17 protein-coding genes are annotated in these 17274 nt (G+C 73.6%); 8 read left to right on the top strand and 9 right to left on the bottom strand.

Annotated elements, in window-relative coordinates; all coding sequences use genetic code 11:
• Positions 1 to 18 precede the first annotated feature (18 nt).
• Positions 19 to 918 (bottom strand): lactonase family protein, encoded by a 900-nt coding sequence (locus ACIBST_RS12295; protein ID WP_397171208.1) that lies wholly within the window; start codon positions 916 to 918, stop codon positions 19 to 21.
• Between the two features lie 94 nt (positions 919 to 1012).
• On the opposite strand from ACIBST_RS12295, the gene ACIBST_RS12290 reads away from it, so the two are divergent.
• A complete protein-coding gene (locus ACIBST_RS12290) occupies positions 1013 to 1870 on the top strand; it encodes a GNAT family N-acetyltransferase (RefSeq protein WP_397171207.1) in 858 nt (285 codons plus the stop codon).
• On the opposite strand, the gene ACIBST_RS12285 is transcribed toward ACIBST_RS12290, so the two are convergent.
• Positions 1827 to 4037 carry an MMPL family transporter gene (locus tag ACIBST_RS12285; RefSeq protein ID WP_397171205.1) on the bottom strand — a complete coding sequence of 737 codons (2211 nt, stop codon included), beginning with the start codon at positions 4035 to 4037 and terminating at the stop codon, positions 1827 to 1829. The genes ACIBST_RS12290 and ACIBST_RS12285 overlap by 44 nt on opposite strands.
• A gap of 135 nt (positions 4038 to 4172) precedes the next feature.
• Here ACIBST_RS12285 and ACIBST_RS12280 point away from each other — a divergent pair, with 135 nt between their 5' ends.
• Positions 4173 to 4766 carry a TetR/AcrR family transcriptional regulator gene (locus tag ACIBST_RS12280; RefSeq protein WP_397171204.1) on the top strand — a complete coding sequence of 198 codons (594 nt, stop codon included), beginning with the start codon at positions 4173 to 4175 and terminating at the stop codon, positions 4764 to 4766.
• 16 nt (positions 4767 to 4782) lie between these two features.
• Here ACIBST_RS12280 and ACIBST_RS12275 read toward each other — a convergent pair whose 3' ends face one another.
• Both ACIBST_RS12275 and ACIBST_RS12270 read right to left on the bottom strand, forming a co-directional pair.
• Positions 4783 to 5805: an alkaline phosphatase PhoX gene (locus tag ACIBST_RS12275; protein WP_397171202.1), complete on the bottom strand. Its 1023-nt coding sequence runs from the start codon at positions 5803 to 5805 to the stop codon at positions 4783 to 4785.
• Between the two features lie 250 nt (positions 5806 to 6055).
• Complete coding sequence (locus ACIBST_RS12270) at positions 6056 to 6523, bottom strand: Dps family protein (RefSeq protein ID WP_397171200.1); 468 nt, start codon at positions 6521 to 6523, stop codon at positions 6056 to 6058.
• Positions 6524 to 6639: 116 nt separating this feature from the next.
• On the opposite strand from ACIBST_RS12270, the gene ACIBST_RS12265 reads away from it, so the two are divergent.
• From ACIBST_RS12265 to mmuM, 3 genes are all read left to right on the top strand, one after another.
• Positions 6640 to 7329 (top strand): helix-turn-helix domain-containing protein, encoded by a 690-nt coding sequence (locus ACIBST_RS12265; protein ID WP_397171199.1) that lies wholly within the window; start codon positions 6640 to 6642, stop codon positions 7327 to 7329.
• Entirely contained in the window at positions 7326 to 9815 is a 2490-nt protein-coding gene (locus ACIBST_RS12260) for a VIT domain-containing protein (RefSeq protein ID WP_397171197.1), read from the top strand. The genes ACIBST_RS12265 and ACIBST_RS12260 overlap by 4 nt, the downstream gene beginning before the upstream one ends.
• Positions 9816 to 10206: 391 nt before the next feature.
• Entirely contained in the window at positions 10207 to 11073 is an 867-nt protein-coding gene (gene mmuM / locus ACIBST_RS12255; RefSeq protein ID WP_397171195.1) for a homocysteine S-methyltransferase, read from the top strand.
• Positions 11074 to 11298: 225 nt separating this feature from the next.
• Here mmuM and ACIBST_RS12250 read toward each other — a convergent pair whose 3' ends face one another.
• Positions 11299 to 11727 carry a DoxX family protein gene (locus tag ACIBST_RS12250; RefSeq protein WP_397171193.1) on the bottom strand — a complete coding sequence of 143 codons (429 nt, stop codon included), beginning with the start codon at positions 11725 to 11727 and terminating at the stop codon, positions 11299 to 11301.
• Positions 11728 to 11807: 80 nt separating this feature from the next.
• On the opposite strand from ACIBST_RS12250, the gene ACIBST_RS12245 reads away from it, so the two are divergent.
• Positions 11808 to 12263 (top strand): MarR family transcriptional regulator, encoded by a 456-nt coding sequence (locus ACIBST_RS12245; RefSeq protein WP_352353253.1) that lies wholly within the window; start codon positions 11808 to 11810, stop codon positions 12261 to 12263.
• A 20-nt stretch (positions 12264 to 12283) separates the two neighbouring features.
• On the opposite strand, the gene ACIBST_RS12240 is transcribed toward ACIBST_RS12245, so the two are convergent.
• Positions 12284 to 12991 carry a lysophospholipid acyltransferase family protein gene (locus ACIBST_RS12240; RefSeq protein ID WP_352353255.1) on the bottom strand — a complete coding sequence of 236 codons (708 nt, stop codon included), beginning with the start codon at positions 12989 to 12991 and terminating at the stop codon, positions 12284 to 12286.
• Between the two features lie 147 nt (positions 12992 to 13138).
• Between ACIBST_RS12240 and ACIBST_RS12235 the strand changes: the two genes are divergently transcribed.
• Both ACIBST_RS12235 and ACIBST_RS12230 read left to right on the top strand, forming a co-directional pair.
• A complete protein-coding gene (locus ACIBST_RS12235) occupies positions 13139 to 13897 on the top strand; it encodes an alpha/beta hydrolase (RefSeq protein WP_397171191.1) in 759 nt (252 codons plus the stop codon).
• Positions 13898 to 13943: 46 nt separating this feature from the next.
• Complete coding sequence (locus ACIBST_RS12230) at positions 13944 to 14432, top strand: hypothetical protein (protein ID WP_397171189.1); 489 nt, start codon at positions 13944 to 13946, stop codon at positions 14430 to 14432.
• Between the two features lie 9 nt (positions 14433 to 14441).
• Here the strand turns inward: ACIBST_RS12230 and ACIBST_RS12225 are convergent, their stop codons facing one another.
• Genes ACIBST_RS12225 through ACIBST_RS12215 form a run of 3 tightly spaced genes read right to left on the bottom strand, consistent with a single transcriptional unit; the run spans position 14442 to position 17265 of the window.
• Complete coding sequence (locus ACIBST_RS12225; protein WP_397171188.1) at positions 14442 to 15548, bottom strand: hypothetical protein; 1107 nt, start codon at positions 15546 to 15548, stop codon at positions 14442 to 14444.
• 37 nt (positions 15549 to 15585) lie between these two features.
• Positions 15586 to 16320 (bottom strand): endonuclease/exonuclease/phosphatase family protein, encoded by a 735-nt coding sequence (locus ACIBST_RS12220; protein WP_397171186.1) that lies wholly within the window; start codon positions 16318 to 16320, stop codon positions 15586 to 15588.
• Positions 16321 to 16332: 12 nt separating this feature from the next.
• A complete protein-coding gene (locus tag ACIBST_RS12215; protein WP_397171185.1) occupies positions 16333 to 17265 on the bottom strand; it encodes an ROK family glucokinase in 933 nt (310 codons plus the stop codon).
• Between the last annotated feature and the right edge of the window lie 9 nt (positions 17266 to 17274).

The raw sequence follows: 17274 nt of genomic DNA, 5'->3' as shown, positions 1-17274 counted from the left end.
GCCCTCCTCGCCGCGGTCCTACGCGGGCAGCACGCAGGACGGGCTGGGCACCTGGTACGACTCACCGGTCGGCTCGGGCACCCCGTCCTTGAGCGTGAACGCGGTCACCTCGCCGGAGTTCTGGTTGGCGACGTACAGGCGGTCGCCGGCGATGGCGAAGTGGCGGGGCCAGACGCCGCCGGAGGGCACCTCGGCCACCGGCGACAGGTCGGCGGCGCGCAGCACCGAGACCGTGTTGGGCCCGCGGTTGGCGACGTAGACCAGGTCGCCGTCGAGCTGCAGGTGGCTGGGCGCGTTGTCACCCTCGGCGCGCGAGGCGGGCACGACGGTGCGGCGCTCGCCCTCGACGAGGGTCACGGTGCCGTCCAGCTCGCCGGCCACGTACAGGCGGTCGCCGGCGAAGGCGAAGTGGCGGGGGCCGGTGCCGGGGGCCAGGGTGATCGGGTCGAGCGGGGAGCCGTCCAGGCGGTAGCGGCGGATCTCGTCGGTGCCCAGGTCGGAGACGTGCAGGACGTCGTCGTGGAAGACGCACATGTGGGCGTGCGAGCCGGCCTGGCGGTCGGGGTCGGGGCCCGAGCCCTCGTGCCGCAGGACGATCGGGTCGCCGGTGAAGGCGCCGCGCTCGTCCAGGTGGTGCAGGCCGGCGGTGCCGTCGCCGTAGTTGGCCACGGCCAGCAGGCTGCCCGAGGGGTGCACGGCGACGTGGCAGGGGCTGTCGCCGTCGCTGGACCGTTCGTCCAGCGGGGACAGGCCGCCCTCGGTGGTGAAGGCGGTGAGCCAGCCGCGCTGGAGCTCGCCGGCCGCGTACAGCACGGGCAGGGTGGGATGGGCGGCCAGGAACGACGGCGAGGCCACGCGGGTCAGCTCGCCGCCCACCGTGACGATGCCGGGGCCGTAGCCGCCTATGTAGAGGTTCACAACGGGATCCTTCTTATGGTTGACTGTGGCAATGAGTTCGTTGACGGAGGCAAGGGTTTCTGAGATCAGAGCCTTCAACCGGTTCTATACGAAAGTGATCGGCGTCCTCCAGGCAGGCATGCTCGACTCGCCCTACTCGCTGACGGAAGTCAGGGTGCTGTTCGAGCTCGCGCACGCCGACAGCATGGAGACCGGCGAGCTGCGCGGGCTGCTCGACCTCGACGCGGGCTACCTGAGCCGGATCCTGGCCCGGTTCGAGGGCGACGGGCTGGTCGCCCGCGAGCGGTCGGCCGCCGACGCCCGCAAGCAGCTCGTCCGGCTGACCGAGGCGGGCGCGGCCACGTTCGCCGGGCTCGACCGCCGCTCGGCCGAGGAGATCGAACGGCTGCTCGGCGGCCTGCCCGAGGCCGACCGGGCGCTGCTGGTCGGCAGCATGGCGACGATCAGGCGGCTGCTCGGCGAGCCGGCCGCCCGCTCGTACGTGATCAGGCCCCCGCGCACGGGCGACCTGGGCTGGGTCGCCTACCGGCACGGCGCCCTCTACAGCGAGGAGTACGGCTGGGGCACCGAGTTCGAGCAGCTCGTGGCCAGGATCGTGGGGGCCTACGACCCCGCCCGCGACGCCGGCTGGATCGCCGAGGTCGACGGCGAGCGCGCCGGGTGCGTGTTCTGCGTGCACCAGGACGACACGACGGCCAAGCTGCGCATGCTGCTGGTCGAGCCGTCGGCGCGGGGTCTCGGGATCGGACGGCGCCTGGTGGCCGAGTGCGTGCGCCACGCCAGGGACCGGGGCTACCGCAGGATCACGCTGTGGACGCGCGACTGCCTGGTGAGCGCGCGGCGCATCTACCAGGCGGCCGGGTTCGAGCTGGAGTCGGCGGAGAAGGGCGCGGAGAACGGCGCCGAGGTCACCGAGGAGATGTGGTCGCTCGACCTCGCGGCCACCAGTTGAGCGGCCCGGCCAGGCGCATCAGGCTGGGCACCAGCACCGCCCTGATCACTGTGGCGTCCGCCAGCACCGCGACGGCCATGCCGACCCCCAGCATCTGCACGAACGCCACGCGCGCGGTGGCGTAGGCGGCGAAGGTGAGCGCCAGGATGCCGCCCGCCGCGGTGATCAGGGGCGCGCCGCGCCGCATGCCGGCGGCGACGGCCTGCTCGGTGTCGCCCGTCCTGTCGTGCTCCTCCTTGATCCTGGACAGCAGGAGGACCTCGTAGTCCATCGACAGGCCGTAGGCGACGCAGAGCATGAGGATCGGGATGCTCGGGTCGAGCGTGCCGGTCGGGGTGAAGCCGAGCAGGCCCGCCAGGTGGCCCTCCTGGAAGACCCAGACGAGGGCGCCGAACATGACGCCCAGGCTGAGGACGTTCAGCAGGGTCGCCTTGAGCGGGAGCACCAGGCTGCCGGTCATCAGGAACAGCACGGCGAACGTGACGCCCAGCATGAGCGCCAGCACCAGCGGCAGGCGGTCCACGACCGAGGCGCGGTAGTCGGCCAGCTCGGCGGGATAGCCGCCGACCAGGACCGCGAAGGGCGCCGGGACGGCCCGTACGGCCGCCACCAGCCGGACCGGGTCGCCGGCCAGCGCCTCTGCGGAGGGCACCACCGACAGCCAGGCGCCCTGCCCGCGGAAGCGGGCCGGGTCGCCGTCGCCGACCCTGCGCCCGGCCGCGTGGGCGCCGGCGGCGGAGTCGACCTGGGCGACCCCGGGAACCCGCGAGAGCCGCGCCGCGTACGCCGGGACGTCGGCGGCCCGCACCGCCCCCGCCGAGACGATCTGGATGGCGTCGGTCTCCTCCGCCGGGAAGGTCCGCCGGATGACCTCCTGGGTCTGCCGCGAGGACGCCTCCGGCGGCAGGACGCGGTCGTCGGCCGTGCCGAAGCGCAGGCCGAGGAAGGGCGAGGCGAGCACCAGCAGCAACGCCGCCGCCAGGCCGCCGGACACCACCGGCCGCCGCATGACCTGGACGGCCAGGCCGTGCCAGAACCCGGCGCCCCGGGGCCGCCCTGCCCGCCGCAGGCCCGTGCCGCGTCCGGGCCGCCGCGGCTTGGGCAGCATCGTGCCACCGGCCGAGGCCAGCACGGCGGGCAGCACGACCACCGCCGCGAACAGGCCGCCGGCCACGACCGCGATGCCCGCGTAGGCGAACGAGCGCAGGAAGTCGAAGGGCAGCACGAACAGCACGGCCAGGGCGGCGGCCACCGTGAGCCCGCTGAACAGCACGGTCCGCCCGGCGTGCTCGACGGCTCCGGCGACGGCCGCCGCGCGGTCGCGTCCGGCGGCGACCTCCTCGCGGAAGCGCTGGACGACGAACAGGCAGTAGTCGATGCCGAGCCCGAGGCCCATGGCGAGGGTGAGGTTCAGGGCGAAGGTGGAGATCTCCGCGAACGCCAGGACGCCGCGCAGCAGCCCCAGGCCGACCACCATGGCCGCCACCCCGGCCAGGATCGGCGCCAGGGCGGCCATCACGCGCCGCTGGTAGAGCCAGAGCAGCGCGAACGCCAGCGGGAAGATCACCAGCTCGGCCCGGACGAAGTCCTGCCTGGCCAGCGGCACGGTCTCGCGGAACACCTCCTCCCCGCCGCCGGCCCGCACCCGCAGCGGGCCCTGCTCGCCGACGATCCGCGGCACCAGCTCCGGCAGCACCCGCGTGCGCACGTGGTCGGCGTCGCCGGGGACGCGCACCACGATCAGCGCGTGCCGGCCGTCCCGGCTGCGCAGGGTGGCGGCCCTGCCCCTGGTCCAGTACGAGGAGGACTCCGCGACGCCGGCCGAGCGGCCGATGCGGTCGGTGAGCGCGCGGCCCGCCGCCGCGGCCTCGGGGTCGTCGACGGTGCCGGACCTGGGGGTGACCAGGAACACCAGGTCGGGGCTGCCGGTGCCGAACCGGCGGACGAGCTCGGCCTGGGCCCTGTCGGACTCCGAGCCCGGCGCCTCGAAGCGGGCCAGGGACAGGCGGGACACCGTACCGGCGGCCAGGACGCCCGCGACGACGAGCACGAGCGCGGCCAGCGCCAGCACGAGCCGGCGGCGGCGGACGAGGAGGTGGCCCAGCCTGCGCAGCGGCGGCTCGGCGGCGGCGGCCCGTGGGCCGCGGGCGGCGAGGTTCACGGCCACGCGGGCACCGCCCGCGCCGAGCCCGATGGGCAGGTTCGCATGGGATCTCCCGATGGAAACTCGGTAAACTACTCGTGTTTCGCTGTCGATCTCAGAAATACAAGTAAATGCTCGCATTTGTCAACGAGGTGACCCATGCCTGAACGCGCGGTCCGCAGGCAGGCGCGCGGCCTGAAGCGGATGGCCGAGATCCTCGACGCCGCGGAGTCGGTGATCGCCGAGATCGGCTATCCGGACATGACGACGAACCAGGTCGCCGCGCGGGCCGGGCTCTCCCCCGGGTCGCTGTACCAGTTCTTCCGGAACAAGGAGGAGATCCTGGACGGCCTGGTGTCCCGCTACACCGACGACCGGGACGAGTTCTGGGCCGCCCGGCTGGCCGCGGTCACCCCGGACGTCCCGCTGGAGGCGCTGGTGGGGCAGCTCGTGGACGAGAGCGTGGCGTTCAAGGCCGAGTCGCCGGCGTACTGGTCGCTGCTGTACGGGTCGGCCACCGGCGACCGGCTCGCGACGGCCGCGCAGCGCCTGCACGCCTCGCTGGCGGAGCGGATCGCGGCGCTGCTGCGGCGGCGTTCGCCCGGGTTGCCGCAGGAGCGGGCGCTGCTCAACGCGACGATGGCGCTGGCCATGGTGAAGGCGGTGCTGCCCATGCTGGGGCCGGCCACGCCGGAGCGCGGCGCGGAGCTCGTGGCCGAGCTCAAGCTCATGCTGGTGCGGTACCTGGCCTGAGGCCGCGAGGGCGGGGTCAGGGGCGGAAGGGGCCGCGGACCTCGAAGGTGTGGCCCTCGGTGCGGCCGCGCCTGGCCGAGAAGTAGAGCCGGTCGCCCCTCGGCGAGAACGCCAGCCCCGTGAGCTCGGCCCCCTCGTGCCCGGTGAGCCGCAGGAACGGCGTGACGGCCCGGTCGGGCGCGATGACGTCGATCTCCGTCGTCTCCCTGGCCACGTAGAGGTCGCCGGAGGGGGCGGCGGTGATCGCGCGCACGCCCTCGCACAGCCGGTCGAGCGTGGAGGTGTGCGCGTCGTAGGCCCACAGGCCGGTGTCGCCCTTGGTGGTGAAGTAGCAGACGCCGCCCGCGTAGTGGCAGCCGTCGCCGCCGTCGAAGTGGCGGGCGTCCTCGACCTGGTGGCGGGCCGCGGTGAGCAGCGCGGCCGGGGACGGCACCGGCCGCCATCCGCCCGAGGCGCACAGCACCTCCAGCGTGCCCTCCGTCAGGTCGCCCCAGTCGCCGGGACGGAAGCGGTAGAAGCAGCCGTCGTGCTCGTCCTCGGTCATGTAGACGACGCGCCGCTCGGGGTCGCAGGCGGCGGCCTCGTGCCGGAAGCGGCCCATGGCCAGGCGGGGGCGGGCGGCGCGGGCGCCGTAGGGGTCGCACTCGAAGACGCGGCCGCGGTCGCCGAGCTCGCACGACAGCCAGGTGTGCCACGGCGTGGCGCCGCCGGCGCAGTTGAGGTCGGTGCCGGACAGGATGCGGTAGGCGTCGGCGACCGTGCCGTCGGCGCCGAAGCGCAGCGCGGAGGCGCCGCCGAGCAGGGGCAGCTCGGAGTTGGAGACGTAGATCCAGCCGGCGCCGTCGGGGAAACAGGCGCCGCCGTCGGGCGCGGCGTGCCAGGTGAGCCCGGCCACCTTCTCGCCCGACCGGGCCACCACCCGGCCGGTGAAGCCCGGCGGCAGCGCGAGCCCGTCGGCGGACGCCGGCGTGAGCGGCCCGTACGGGCTGATGCCGCCCTGCAAGAGCGGGCCCGTGCGGAGGAGAGTCTTGTGGGACATCGTGGGGCCTCCCTCTAGGTGCCACGCTAGTCGACCGCACCGACATGAATGGCAAGGACTCGTGACATCAAACTCTGCGCAAACCCCGCGCTCCTGTCGTGGCGTGAGATCGCCGGAGGCCCTGGACGATGCGTGACAGTCCGTACCCACTGGACGGAAGATCGCCCACTTAGGGGGCGGACACGCGAAAGCCCGGGCACTGTGGTCGTGCCCGGGCTTTTCGGGTGCTGCGGCCGGCGGCCGCGCGCGGTCAGCGCTGGGCCTGGAACATCCAGTGCTGCTTGTCGATGTCCTGCGTCACGGCGATGAGCAGGTCCTGGCTGACGGGGTCGGCCTCGTCGGTGGCGCGGATGCGCTCGTACATGCGCTTGCTGATGCCGTCGAGGATGTCGGTGATCGTCGCCACGACCTTGCCGTCCTCAAGCCAGCCGCGCTCGGGCTGCTGGAGCTGGGTGGACCTGGCGACGGTCGCCGAGCGCCCGTCGGGGTTCACGCCGAGGGCGACCGCCCGCTCGGCGATGGTGTCCATGTGGGCACGGGCCAGGTCGGTCAGCTCGTCGAGCTGGAGGTGAATCGGGCGGAAATGGGCGCCGACCAGGTTCCAGTGCGCCTGCTTGGCGATCAGCGACAGATCGATGAGATCGACCAGGGCGCCCTGCAGGGCTTCGGCGACAGTGTTCTTGGCTTCGCCCGAGAGCGGACCGGAGATCGTAGCCATGTCGTATTTCCTCCCCTTCAGTACTGCTTTTCCCTATTTGGAACGTCATCCGGGGCCGGATTCTTCCGATCTTTCGGTTGTTGACAGTGTAATAGTGACAGTGTCACTGTGGAGGTATGAGCGACACCTGGACCATCGGCGAGCTGGCCGAGCACGCGGCGCGGGCGCTGCGCGCCGGCGCCCAGCCGGTCAACGGCCGGGTCCGCGACGTGCCCGGGGTACGCCTGATCAGGTGGTACACCACCATCGGCCTCGTGGACCCGCCCCTGACCCGGCGCGGCAGGATCGCCCGCTACGGCCGGCGGCACCTGCTGCAACTGGTGGCCGTCAAGCGCATGCAGGCGGCGGGGCACTCGATCGCCGAGGTCCAGGCCGCGCTGGCCGGTGCGACGAACGCCACACTGGCGGCGGCCGCCGGGCTCACCGACGCGCCCACCGGTCTCGCCGCGCTCGCCGACGCGCCCACCGGGCTCGCCGGGCTCACGGACGTGCCGTCCGCGGGTGAAGGGCGGGCGGCTTCTCGTCCCGCCACGGACGGGCGGGCCGGAGGCGGCGGCGAGCCGGGCCGCGACAGGTTCTGGGCCGAGCGGCCGGTCCGCCGCGCCCCGGCCGGGAGCGATCCCCCCGCCGGCGCCGACCCGGAAGCCGGGCATGCCGGGGGCGGGGCGGCCGCGGGGGTCGTGCTCGCGGACGGGGTTCGGGTGGTGTGGGACGGGGGGCGGCCTCCGTCGCAGGACGACGTTCAGGCGGTGCTGGCGGCGGCTGGGCCGCTGCTCGCGGTGCTCGTAGAGAGGAGACTGCTGTGAAGATCACTTCGCTGGAGCCCGCACGGTGCCTGCCGGTGCCGGAGGCCGGGTTCGGCGCGCTGCTGACCGAGCGCGGCAACCTGCCGCTGGACAGCGTGGACGTGCACGCCGACATCGCCGGGCTCGTCGCCGGGGTCGAGGTCGAGCAGGGGTTCCGCAACCCGTTCGACGTCACGCTGGAGGCGACCTACGTCTTCCCGCTGCCCGACCGGGCGGCGGTGACGGCCTTCAGGATGGAGGCCGACGACCGGGTCGTGGAGGGCGTGCTGAAGGAGCGCGGCCAGGCCAGGGCCGACTACGACCAGGCGCTGCGCGAGGGCAGGCGGGCGGCCATCGCCGAGGAGGACCGGCCCGACGTCTTCACCATCAGGGTGGGCAACATCCTGCCCGGCGAACGCGTCTCGATCAGGCTGACCATGAGCCAGCCCCTCCCCTACGAGGACGGCGCGGCGACCTTCCGGTTCCCGCTCGTCGTGGCCCCTCGGTACGTCCCGGGCACCCCGCTCGACGGCGACCCGGCGGGCTCCGGGGTGGCGCCGGACACCGACGCCGTCCCCGACGCGTCGAGGATCACGCCGCCGGTGCTGCTGCCCGGCTTCCCCAGCCCGGTGCGGCTCTCGCTCACCGCCCGCGTCGACGCCTCCGGGCTCGACCTGCGGGAGCTGGCCTCCAGCCTGCACGTGGTGGAGGAGGACGGCCACACCGTGCGTCTGCGTCCGGGCGAGCGCCTCGACCGTGACTTCATCCTGCGGCTGTCGTTCGAGGCGTCCACGTCCCTGCAGTTCGACGGGCGGGGGACGTTCGCGCTCACCGTCGTCCCGCCCGCCCTCCAGGCCGCCCGCGCGCCGCGGGACGTGGTGCTGGTGCTCGACCGTTCGGGCAGCATGGGCGGCTGGAAGATGGTCGCGGCGCGGCGGGCGGCGGCGCGCATCGTCGACACGCTGACCGCTCACGACCGCTTCGACGTGCTGACCTTCGACTCGGTGGTCGAGGCGGCGTTCGAGGGGCTGGTGGAGGCGTCCGACCGCAACCGCTACCGCGCGGTCGAGCACCTGGCGCGGGTCGACGCGCGCGGCGGCACCGAGCTGCTCGAACCGCTGCGCCGCGCCGTCGCGCTCCTCGGCGCGCCCGGCGACAGGGAGCGGGTGGTGGTGCTGGTCACCGACGGCCAGGTCGGCAACGAGGACCAGATCCTGGAGCAGGCCGGCGGCGCGCTGTCGGCGATGCGGGTGCACACGGTCGGGATCGACCGGGCGGTGAACGCCGGGTTCCTCGGCCGGCTCGCCGGGCTGGGCGCCGGCCGCTGCGAGCTGGTCGAGTCCGAGGACCGGCTCGACGCGGCGATGGAGCAGATCCACCGCAGGATCGGCGCGCCGCTGGTGACGGACCTGTCCCTGCAGGGCCTGGAGGCCGAGCCCGGAACGGTGACCCACCTCGGCTCGATCTTCCCCGGGGTCCCGCTCCGCGTGTACGGACGGTGCCGCGAGGGCGCCGAGGCCGTCACCGTGCGCGGCACGTCGGCCGGAGGGCCGTGGGAGGAGCGGGTCACGGGGGTGAGCACCGGCAGTCCCGCCCTCCGCGCCGTCTGGGCCCGCGCCCACCTGCGCGAGCTGGAGGACCGGTACGCCATGGGCGAGCACGGCCTGGAGTCGCGGATCGTCGAGGTCTCGCTGGAGAACGGCGTTCTGTGCAGGTTCACGGCGTACGTGGCGATCGACACGAGGCAGGTCGCGGAAGGCGCGCCCGAGCACCGGGTCATCCAGCCGGTCGAGCCGCCCAGCGGGTGGGAGCTGCCGCCGAACCCGTCCATGGGTGGGGGGTTCGTGGCGCAGGCGATGACGATGGCGCGTCCCGCGAGCGCGCCCCGGATGATGCCGCCGGCTCCGTCGTCCTTCGACCAGGGCTTCGACCAGGGCTTCGGCGCGCCTCCTCCGGTCGGCGGTCCCTCCCCGGCCGACGCCCCCTTCCCGGTGGCCCCGCCCCTCATGGGCGGCCCGGCCGGTCCTGCGCCGTCCGCGCCCGGTTCCGGTGGCGGGCCTGGGCATGGGGCCTCGCCCAAGTTCGCGCCTCCGTCGTCGCCGCGCCCGGCGCTCCGGCTGGAGTCGGTCAGGCCGCAGCTGAAGGCCGAACTGGACCGGCTCAAGGCGATGCGCGTACCGGACGCGCCGTACCTGGCCGACCTGGGCTCGCGGCTGGCGGCGCTGGCGGCGTACCTGGGCGGGAACGCGGCGCTGGCGGCGCTGGCCCGCGACCTGGAGGCGGCCGAACGTCCCGGCACGGACCTGCGCGCCCTGCACGACCACGCCGTCGAGGCGTTGGCCGCCCTCACCGGCGCCCCCGCCGACCACGCCCCGGCCGACCCGGCTCCGCCCACCCCGCCGGCCGATCCCATCGCGCCGGGCGACCCGCTGCCCACGGACGGCCCGCTCGCCCCGGGCGACCCCGAGCCCGGCAAGCGCCACCGCCCCTTCTGGAAGCGAGGCTGACGCTCACCTGACCCGGCCCCGGCAGCGCTGCCGGGGCCGGCGTTCCCGGGCAGTTGTGGCGAATGGCCGAACGGGTCCCGCCGTGCCGTACCGGACTTGGCGGTAGCGCGGTTTCCAGAACCGTCTTTTACCGCCGAAGGCGGAAATTCTGGATTCTTTGCTGATTTCACTGCCTCATCAGCTCGACACTCTGGACGCCCGAGGTGATCGGCCATGGCGGGCGCCCAGAGACGGCGGAACCCCACGCCGAGCCTGTCGCTGCGAACGACCAGGCACACCCATTATGAATTGCACGCCCGGCGATATCTCCGCCGCGATATTCCGGCGTCCCCGATAAAAGGCGTGCCATTCCCATGTGCCGGCATCCCCCGCGGCCTCCTATTCTGGACGGGTGAGCACACTCGTCCTGGACGGCGGCCTGTCCACCCATCTGGAGTCGCTCGGCGCGGATCTGCGCGACGAGCTCTGGTCGGCGCGCCTGCTGCTGGAGCAGCCCGAGCTGATCAGGCGGGTGCACGCCGACTACTACGCGGCGGGCGCCGACGTGGCGACCACGGCGAGCTACCAGGCCACCATCCCCGGCTTCCAGCGGCGCGGGCTCGACCGGTCCGAGGCCGAGCGGCTGATCAGGCTGTCGGTCGAGCTGGCCGGGCAGGCCCGCGACGAGGCCGGTCACGGCCTGGTGGCGGCCTCGGTCGGCCCCTACGGCGCCTATCTGGCCAACGGCGCCGAGTACACCGGCGACTACGACCTCGACGAAGACGGCCTGCTGGCCTGGCACCGTCCGCGCTGGGAGATCCTGGCCGCCGCCGGCGCCGACCTGCTGGCCTGCGAGACCATCCCGTCCTACGCCGAGGCGCGGGCGCTGGCCGGGCTGCTGGCCTCCACGCCGGGGGTCAAGGCGTGGGTGAGCTTCTCCTGCCGCGACGCCGAGCGCATCAACGACGGCACCCCGATCGACCGGGCCGCCGCGCTGTTCTCCGGGAACCCGCAGGTGGTGGCGGTCGGCGTCAACTGCACGGCGCCGCGGCACATCCCCGGGCTGGTCGCCCGCCTGTCCGGCGGCCTGCCCGTCGTGGTCTACCCGAACTCGGGCGAGACGTGGGACGCCGAGCGGCGCCGGTGGCTGGGCCTGTCCGACCCGGTCGAGTACGGCCTGGCCGCCAAGGAGTGGGAGCGCGCCGGGGCGTCGCTGATCGGCGGCTGCTGCCGCACGACCCCCGAGCACATCCGGCAGATCCGCGCCCACCTGACCTGACCGCCAGGCCCGCCCCCCGGCGAGCCGTCACCGACACACCCACCACCCGGCCGCCGCACGCACGCCGTACCCACGAACCGCAAAACCCGCGCACGCCGTACCCACGAACCGCCGAACCCCCGCGCACGCCGTACGGACGAAGCGCCGGCCGCGGGACCCCCGCGCGCGCCGCGCCCGCGGGCGTGGGCGCGCACGGGGGGGTGAGCGGCCGGAACGGGCGGACCGTCAGGCGGTCGCCGGGGCCGTGGTGCGGCGGCGGCCGAGGAGGGCGTCGAGCGCCAGGGCGCCGCCGCCGGTGAATCCCACCGCCAGGCTCGCCGCCGCCAGCGCGAGGACGAACTCGTAGCCCCCCTCACCGGCGCCGAAGCCGCTGGAGCCGTGGACGAACACGATCGCCCCGATCATGTCGAGGGCCAGCAGCGTGCCCGCGATCGGCAGGGCGGCGCCGAGGATCAGCGCGATCCCGCCGGCCACCTCCAGCACCGCCACGGCCGGAGCGGCCACTCCGGCCAGCGGGATGCCCGCGGACTCGAAGAACTTCGTGGTGCCCGCGATGCCCATGTCGGCGAACTTCTGGTAGCCGTGCACCAGGAAGATCACGCCAATGGCGATCCTGGCCAGCAGCAGGGCGATGGGACGCGCCCGGTCGATCATGGACCCTCCAAGGGAGTCGTTCAGATTTGAACAACCACTCTACCGGTAGTTCAAATCTGAACAACAAGTACACTTGGGACGTGACGGACACCCGCTGGCTCGACGAGACGGAGATGGCCGCGTGGCGCGCCTTCCTGTCGGCCTCCCACCTGCTCGAACGGCGCATCGAGGAGCAGCTCAAGGCCGCGGCCGGGCTGACGCACCCGCAGTACGAGATCCTGGTGCGCCTGTCGGCCGCCCCCGAGCGCCGGATGCGCATGACCGAGCTGGCCCGGGGCGTGGTGGTGTCGAAGAGCGCGCTGACGTACCAGATCACGCAGTTGGAGAAGGCGGGGCTGGTGGAGCGCGCCACGTGCCCGTCCGACGACCGCGGGGTGCTGGCGGTGCTCACGGAGGCCGGCGAGCGCTGCCTGGAACGCGTCGCCCCCGGGCACGTCGAGGTCGTGCGGGACTACCTGATCGACCGGCTCACCCGCGCGGAGCTGACCTCACTGACCAGCGCGATGACGAAGAGCGAACAGGCACTCAGAAGCTGACCGCATGGGCGGCCAGGCCCTCAGGAGCCGGTCTTGGCGGCGGCGCGGCGGGCACGTTCCATCTCGACCCGGGCGCTGGCGGCGTACTTGTCGACGTACTCCTGGCCGGACAGCTCCATCAGCGCGTACATGATCTCGTCGGTGACCGCGCGCAGGACCAGCCGGTCGTCCTCCATGCCGTAGTAGCGGGAGAAGTCGAGCGGCTTGCCGAACCGCACCCCCGGACGGATGCCGAGCTTGGGGAACAGCCGGCCGGGCGGCATCATCTCGTAGGTGTTGACCATCGCCCACGGGATGACCGGCACCCGCGACTCCAGCGCCAGCCGGGCCACGCCGGTCTTGCCCTTGTAGAGGCGGCCGTCGGGCGAGCGGGTGCCCTCGGGGTAGATGCCCAGCACGTTGCCCTCGCGCAGGATGCGCAGGCCGGTGCGGAGCGCGGCCTCGCTGGCCTTGCCGCCGGAGCGGTCGATCGGCACGGTGCCGACGCCGCTGAAGAACAGCCGGGTGAAGAAGCCCTTGACGCCGGTGCCGGTGAAGTAGTCGGCCTTGCCGAGCGAGATCACCTTGCGGCGGATCTGCAGCGGGCCGAAGAAGTGGTCGGCGAAGGAGAGGTGGTTGCCGGCCAGGATCGCGGGACCCTGCTTGGGTACGTTGTCCCCGCCCTCCGTCCACGGGCGGAAGAGCATGAGGATCGGCTTCAAGATGGCCTTGACCACCCAGTAGAACACCCGGTCACCTCTTCCCCAGGACATCGTCATCGAGCAGAGTCATCTTCCCATCCCTGGCGAGATGCAACTACACCAGCTCTCGCACAATCACCCCTGAACGTGCGACGATCGGGCAGTTCCGGGATGAAATTGCGTCAAGGAGCTGTTATGCCGCTCATGCCAGGCGCGGAGCCCTACCACCACCGAGCGGGTCAGGTCGGAGTGCTGCTGTGCCATGGGTTCACCGGCACGCCGCAGTCGCTGCGGCCCTGGGCCGAGTACCTGGCCGGCCATGGGGTCAGCGTCTCGCTGCCCCGCCAGCCGGGACACGGCACCACGTGGCAGGAGATGAACCGCACCCGCTGGGAAGACTGGTACGCCGAGGTGGAGAAGGCGTTCGCCGACCTCCAGGGCCGCTGCTCGGAGATGTTCGTGGCGGGCCTGTCGCTGGGCGGCTGCCTGGCCCTGCGGCTGGCCGAGGTGCACGGGGACGCGGTCAGGGGCGTGGTGGTGGTGAACCCGTCCATCGCCGGCGACGTGCCGCTGCTGAGGCTGGCGCCGCTGCTGAAGTGGTTCCTGCCGTCGGTGCCCGGCGTCGCCAACGACGTCAAGAAGCCCGGCGTCACCGAGCTGGCCTACTCCCGTACGCCGGTCAAGGCGGCCGCGTCGCTGCCGGGGCTGTGGTCGCTGGTGCAGGCCGACCTGGCGAAGGTCACCCAGCCGCTGCTGGTCTTCCACAGCCGCGACGACCACGTGGTGAAACCGACGAGTGTGGCGATCATTCGCCAGAAGGTCCCGCAGGCCACGATCGAGGAGCTCACGGACAGCTACCATGTTGCGACGCTTGACAACGATGCCGACAGGATCTTTGCCGGTAGCCTCGACTTCATCCGGACACATGCCTCGGTACCCTTGCAGAGGGACTGATCGCACCCAGGGGGAAGTCGCGATCGCTGCGGAGAGGCCCATCTAGGTGACGCCCCAGAGTGACGAGGACGAGGTCTGGCGGCAGATCGTCGCGTCCTTCAACGACACAGCCGAGCGCGACTCGGCCGACCAGCCATGGCCGGACAGCGAGAACGTGCCCGCCGAGCCCACCCGCAGGGTGGTCAAACCGTCCGAGGAGCCCGAACCCGGCCAGGACGCGCCCCACCGTGCCGATCACGTCGATCACGACGACCGCGACGAGCCCGGCCGCGACGACGACGAGGACGAGGGGCACTTCGAGCCGCCTCCCCCGCCGCCGCTGCCCAAGCTCGACCTGCCGACCAAGCTCGCCTGGGTGGCGCTGTTCGGCGGGCCCGCCTACCTGCTGGTGGCGGCGATGGCGAGCTGGCAGATGGAGGGGTGGGCGCTGTTCACCGCGGTGGCGGCGTTCATCGGCGGGTTCGTGGCGCTGGTCGTGCGCATGGGCGACGGCCCGCCCAACGACTCGGGCTGGGACGACGGCGCCGTCCTGTAGACCGGCGGGCTACGACTTGGCCGTGGTGGTGCGGGGGGCGAAGGACTCCACCACGTCGGTGTAGCGGTCGGCCGCGTCGACGGCGTGGCCGACCGCCCACAGCGCCCCCTTGCCGGCCAGGTAGGCCACCGCCTGGAGGCGCACGCTGCTGCGGCCCTTCTCCGCGGCGCCGCGGATGATCTGGCAGGCGTCCTTCTCGCAGCGCATCACGAACGGCTGGGCCGCCTGCTCCGGGTCGTAGCCGGTCATCCAGTAGCGGCCCTTGCCGTCGCCGGTGACGCCGTAGAGGCGGGCGCCGGTGGCCGGGATCGCCAGGCGCTGCCAGCGCTTGCCGTTCCAGGTGAGCACGAGCGGCGAGATCTCGCCGGGGCCGTGGTAGACGCCGCCGACGGCCACCGCCCGCTTGGAGCTGTCGACCTGGATGTCGCGCAGGTAGCCGCCCGGGACGGCGGGCACGGACATCGACTTCCAGGCCCCCGACGCGTAGTGCATGATCAGCGGCGCGCCGCCGGTGTCGCCGACGGCGAAGCCCGAGGCGACCGCGTAGAGCGCGCCCTTCTCCTTGGTCTCCTGGACGGTCCAGGTGTTGCCCTGGCCGGTGAGGATGAGCCCGTACTTCTCCCGGCTGCCGACCGCGACCACCCGGCCGGGCTTGGCGTCGATGCCGCCCAGCCAGTCGCCGGCGTGCAGCCCCTGCGGCCGGACCCGGTCGAAGCCCGTGACGTCGCCGTGGGCCAGGTAGGGCAGGCCGTCGTGGCCGTCGCCGACCGCCCACACGTCGGAGGCCCCGGCGGCGGCCAGGCCGCGCAGGTTGCCCGCGGCGGTGGCGTCGCGCACGGCAACCTCGGCCCAGGAGGTGCCGTTCCAGTGGCGGATCGTGCCGCGGTTCTTCCAGACGTCCCAGATCTCCTGCTGGCCGACCGCCCACACGTCGCCCGGCGAGACGGCGAGCACGTCGGAGAGCGAGCCGTCGGCGTCGAGGCGCGCGCTCGTCGACTTCTGCCACGCCTCGGCGGCGGGACGGGGCTCGGCATGCGCGGCGGGCGTGACCTGCGGCAAGGCCACGGACGTCGCCAGAAGGACGGAGAGCGCACGCCGCTGAGAGCGACGGGTCATGAACAAATGCTACGGGCTGCCCCGGGCGGCTCGCCCGTCAGAGTCCAACCTGCAACTCGGCGAGCACCGGCAGATGGTCGCTTGCCCCGGCCAGATCGGCGTTCCCGGCCGCCACTCCCCCGCACGACAGGACGCGTGCCTCGCGCGCGGCGAACACCGCGTCGATGCGCTCGGCGGGCCGCGCGGCGGGGAAGGTCAGCCCGTCGCCCGCGGGCGCGACGGCGTGGCAGTCGGACAGCCGGGCGGCCAGGAAACGCCAGGCCGGCTGGTGCCCGCGCTCGTTGACGTCGGCGCCGACCACGATGGCGGCGTCGTGCGCGGCGGCCGTTCGTTCCATCAGGGACACGGCCTCGCCGGCGTGCCGCAGCCGGGCGGCGAGGTGCAGGTCGAGGTGGAGCGAGCCGACGGCCAGCCGCGCGCCGCCGATCTCGACGACGGCGACGGCCAGCACCCGGCGTTCCAGGCCGGGGAACGCCTTGAGCCGGTGCAGCCGCGCCTCCAGCACCCGGGCCCGCGGCCCGGCCAGCACGCACACGCCGCCGGCGCGGCCGGGCGTGGCCACGCGCAGCCCGCCGGCCTCGGCCAGCGCCCGGCGCCTGGCCCGCCACCGGGCGAACCGCGGCGCCTCCTGGACGCACACCAGGTCGGCCCGCATGGCGGCGAGCACCCGGCGCAGCGCGGGCACGTCGTCGCGCATGCTGCGCACGTTGTACGAGGCGACCCTGACCAGCACGCCGTCGCGCCTGCCTCGCGTGCCGGACGAGGGAGCCACGGCCGGCACGCGCTAGCGCCGCCTGGCCAGGTCAGCGGCCCCGACCACCCCCGCGGACGCGCCCAGCTCGGCCAGCCGGATCTCGGCGAGCGGCCGGTGGCCGTGGCCGGTGAGCTGCCTGGCGAACACCTCGCGGGCCTCGTCGAGGAACAGGTCGGCGGCCCGGGAGACGCCGCCGCCGACGATGAAGCAGCCGGGGTCGAGGACGGCGGCCAGGTCGGCCATGCCCTGGCCGAGCCAGTCGGCCAGGCTGCGGAAGGCGGCCAGCGAGGCCTTGTCGCCCAGCCGCGCGGCCTCGGTGACCTCTTCGCCCTCGATCCGGCCGCCGGACAGGCCGAGCAGGATCTCGGCGCGGTCGGGCTGCCGGGCGGCGATCTCCCTGGCCTCCTTGACCAGGGCCTGGCCGCTGGCGTACTGCTCCCAGCAGCCGATGTTGCCGCAGCCGCACACCCGTCCGTCGGGCACGACCTGCATGTGGCCGAGCTCGGCGCCCATGCCCCAGCGGCCGCGGTAGAGGGCGCCGTCGATGACGATGCCGCCGCCGATGCCGGTGCCGAGCGTCAGGCAGACCACGTGGGACTGGCCGCGCCCGGCGCCGAACCTGGTCTCGCCCCAGGCCATGGCGTTGGCGTCGTTCTCGATCACGACGGGCAGGCCGACCAGGTCGCTGATCTTCTTCTGCAGCGGCTCCTCGCGCCAGGCGAGGTTGGGGGCGAAACGCACGATCGAGCGGGTCTCGTCGACGAACCCGGCCGCGCCGACGCCGACCGCCTCGACGTCCCTGCCCTGCGACAGCTCGCGGACGACGTCCGCGACCGTGTCGGCGACCACGTCGGGCCGGTCGGCCGCGGTCGGCCTGAGCGTGTGTTCGACGATCTCGCCGTTGTCGTCGACCACGCCCGCGGCGACCTTGGTACCGCCGATGTCGACACCGATCGTGAGCATGCCGCGTGT

Source organism: Nonomuraea sp. NPDC049684, assembly GCF_044465345.1.
Lineage (GTDB): Bacteria > Actinomycetota > Actinomycetes > Streptosporangiales > Streptosporangiaceae > Nonomuraea.
Note: the sequence above shows the minus strand (reverse complement) of the source record. Positions and strands in the feature narration are given on the sequence as shown.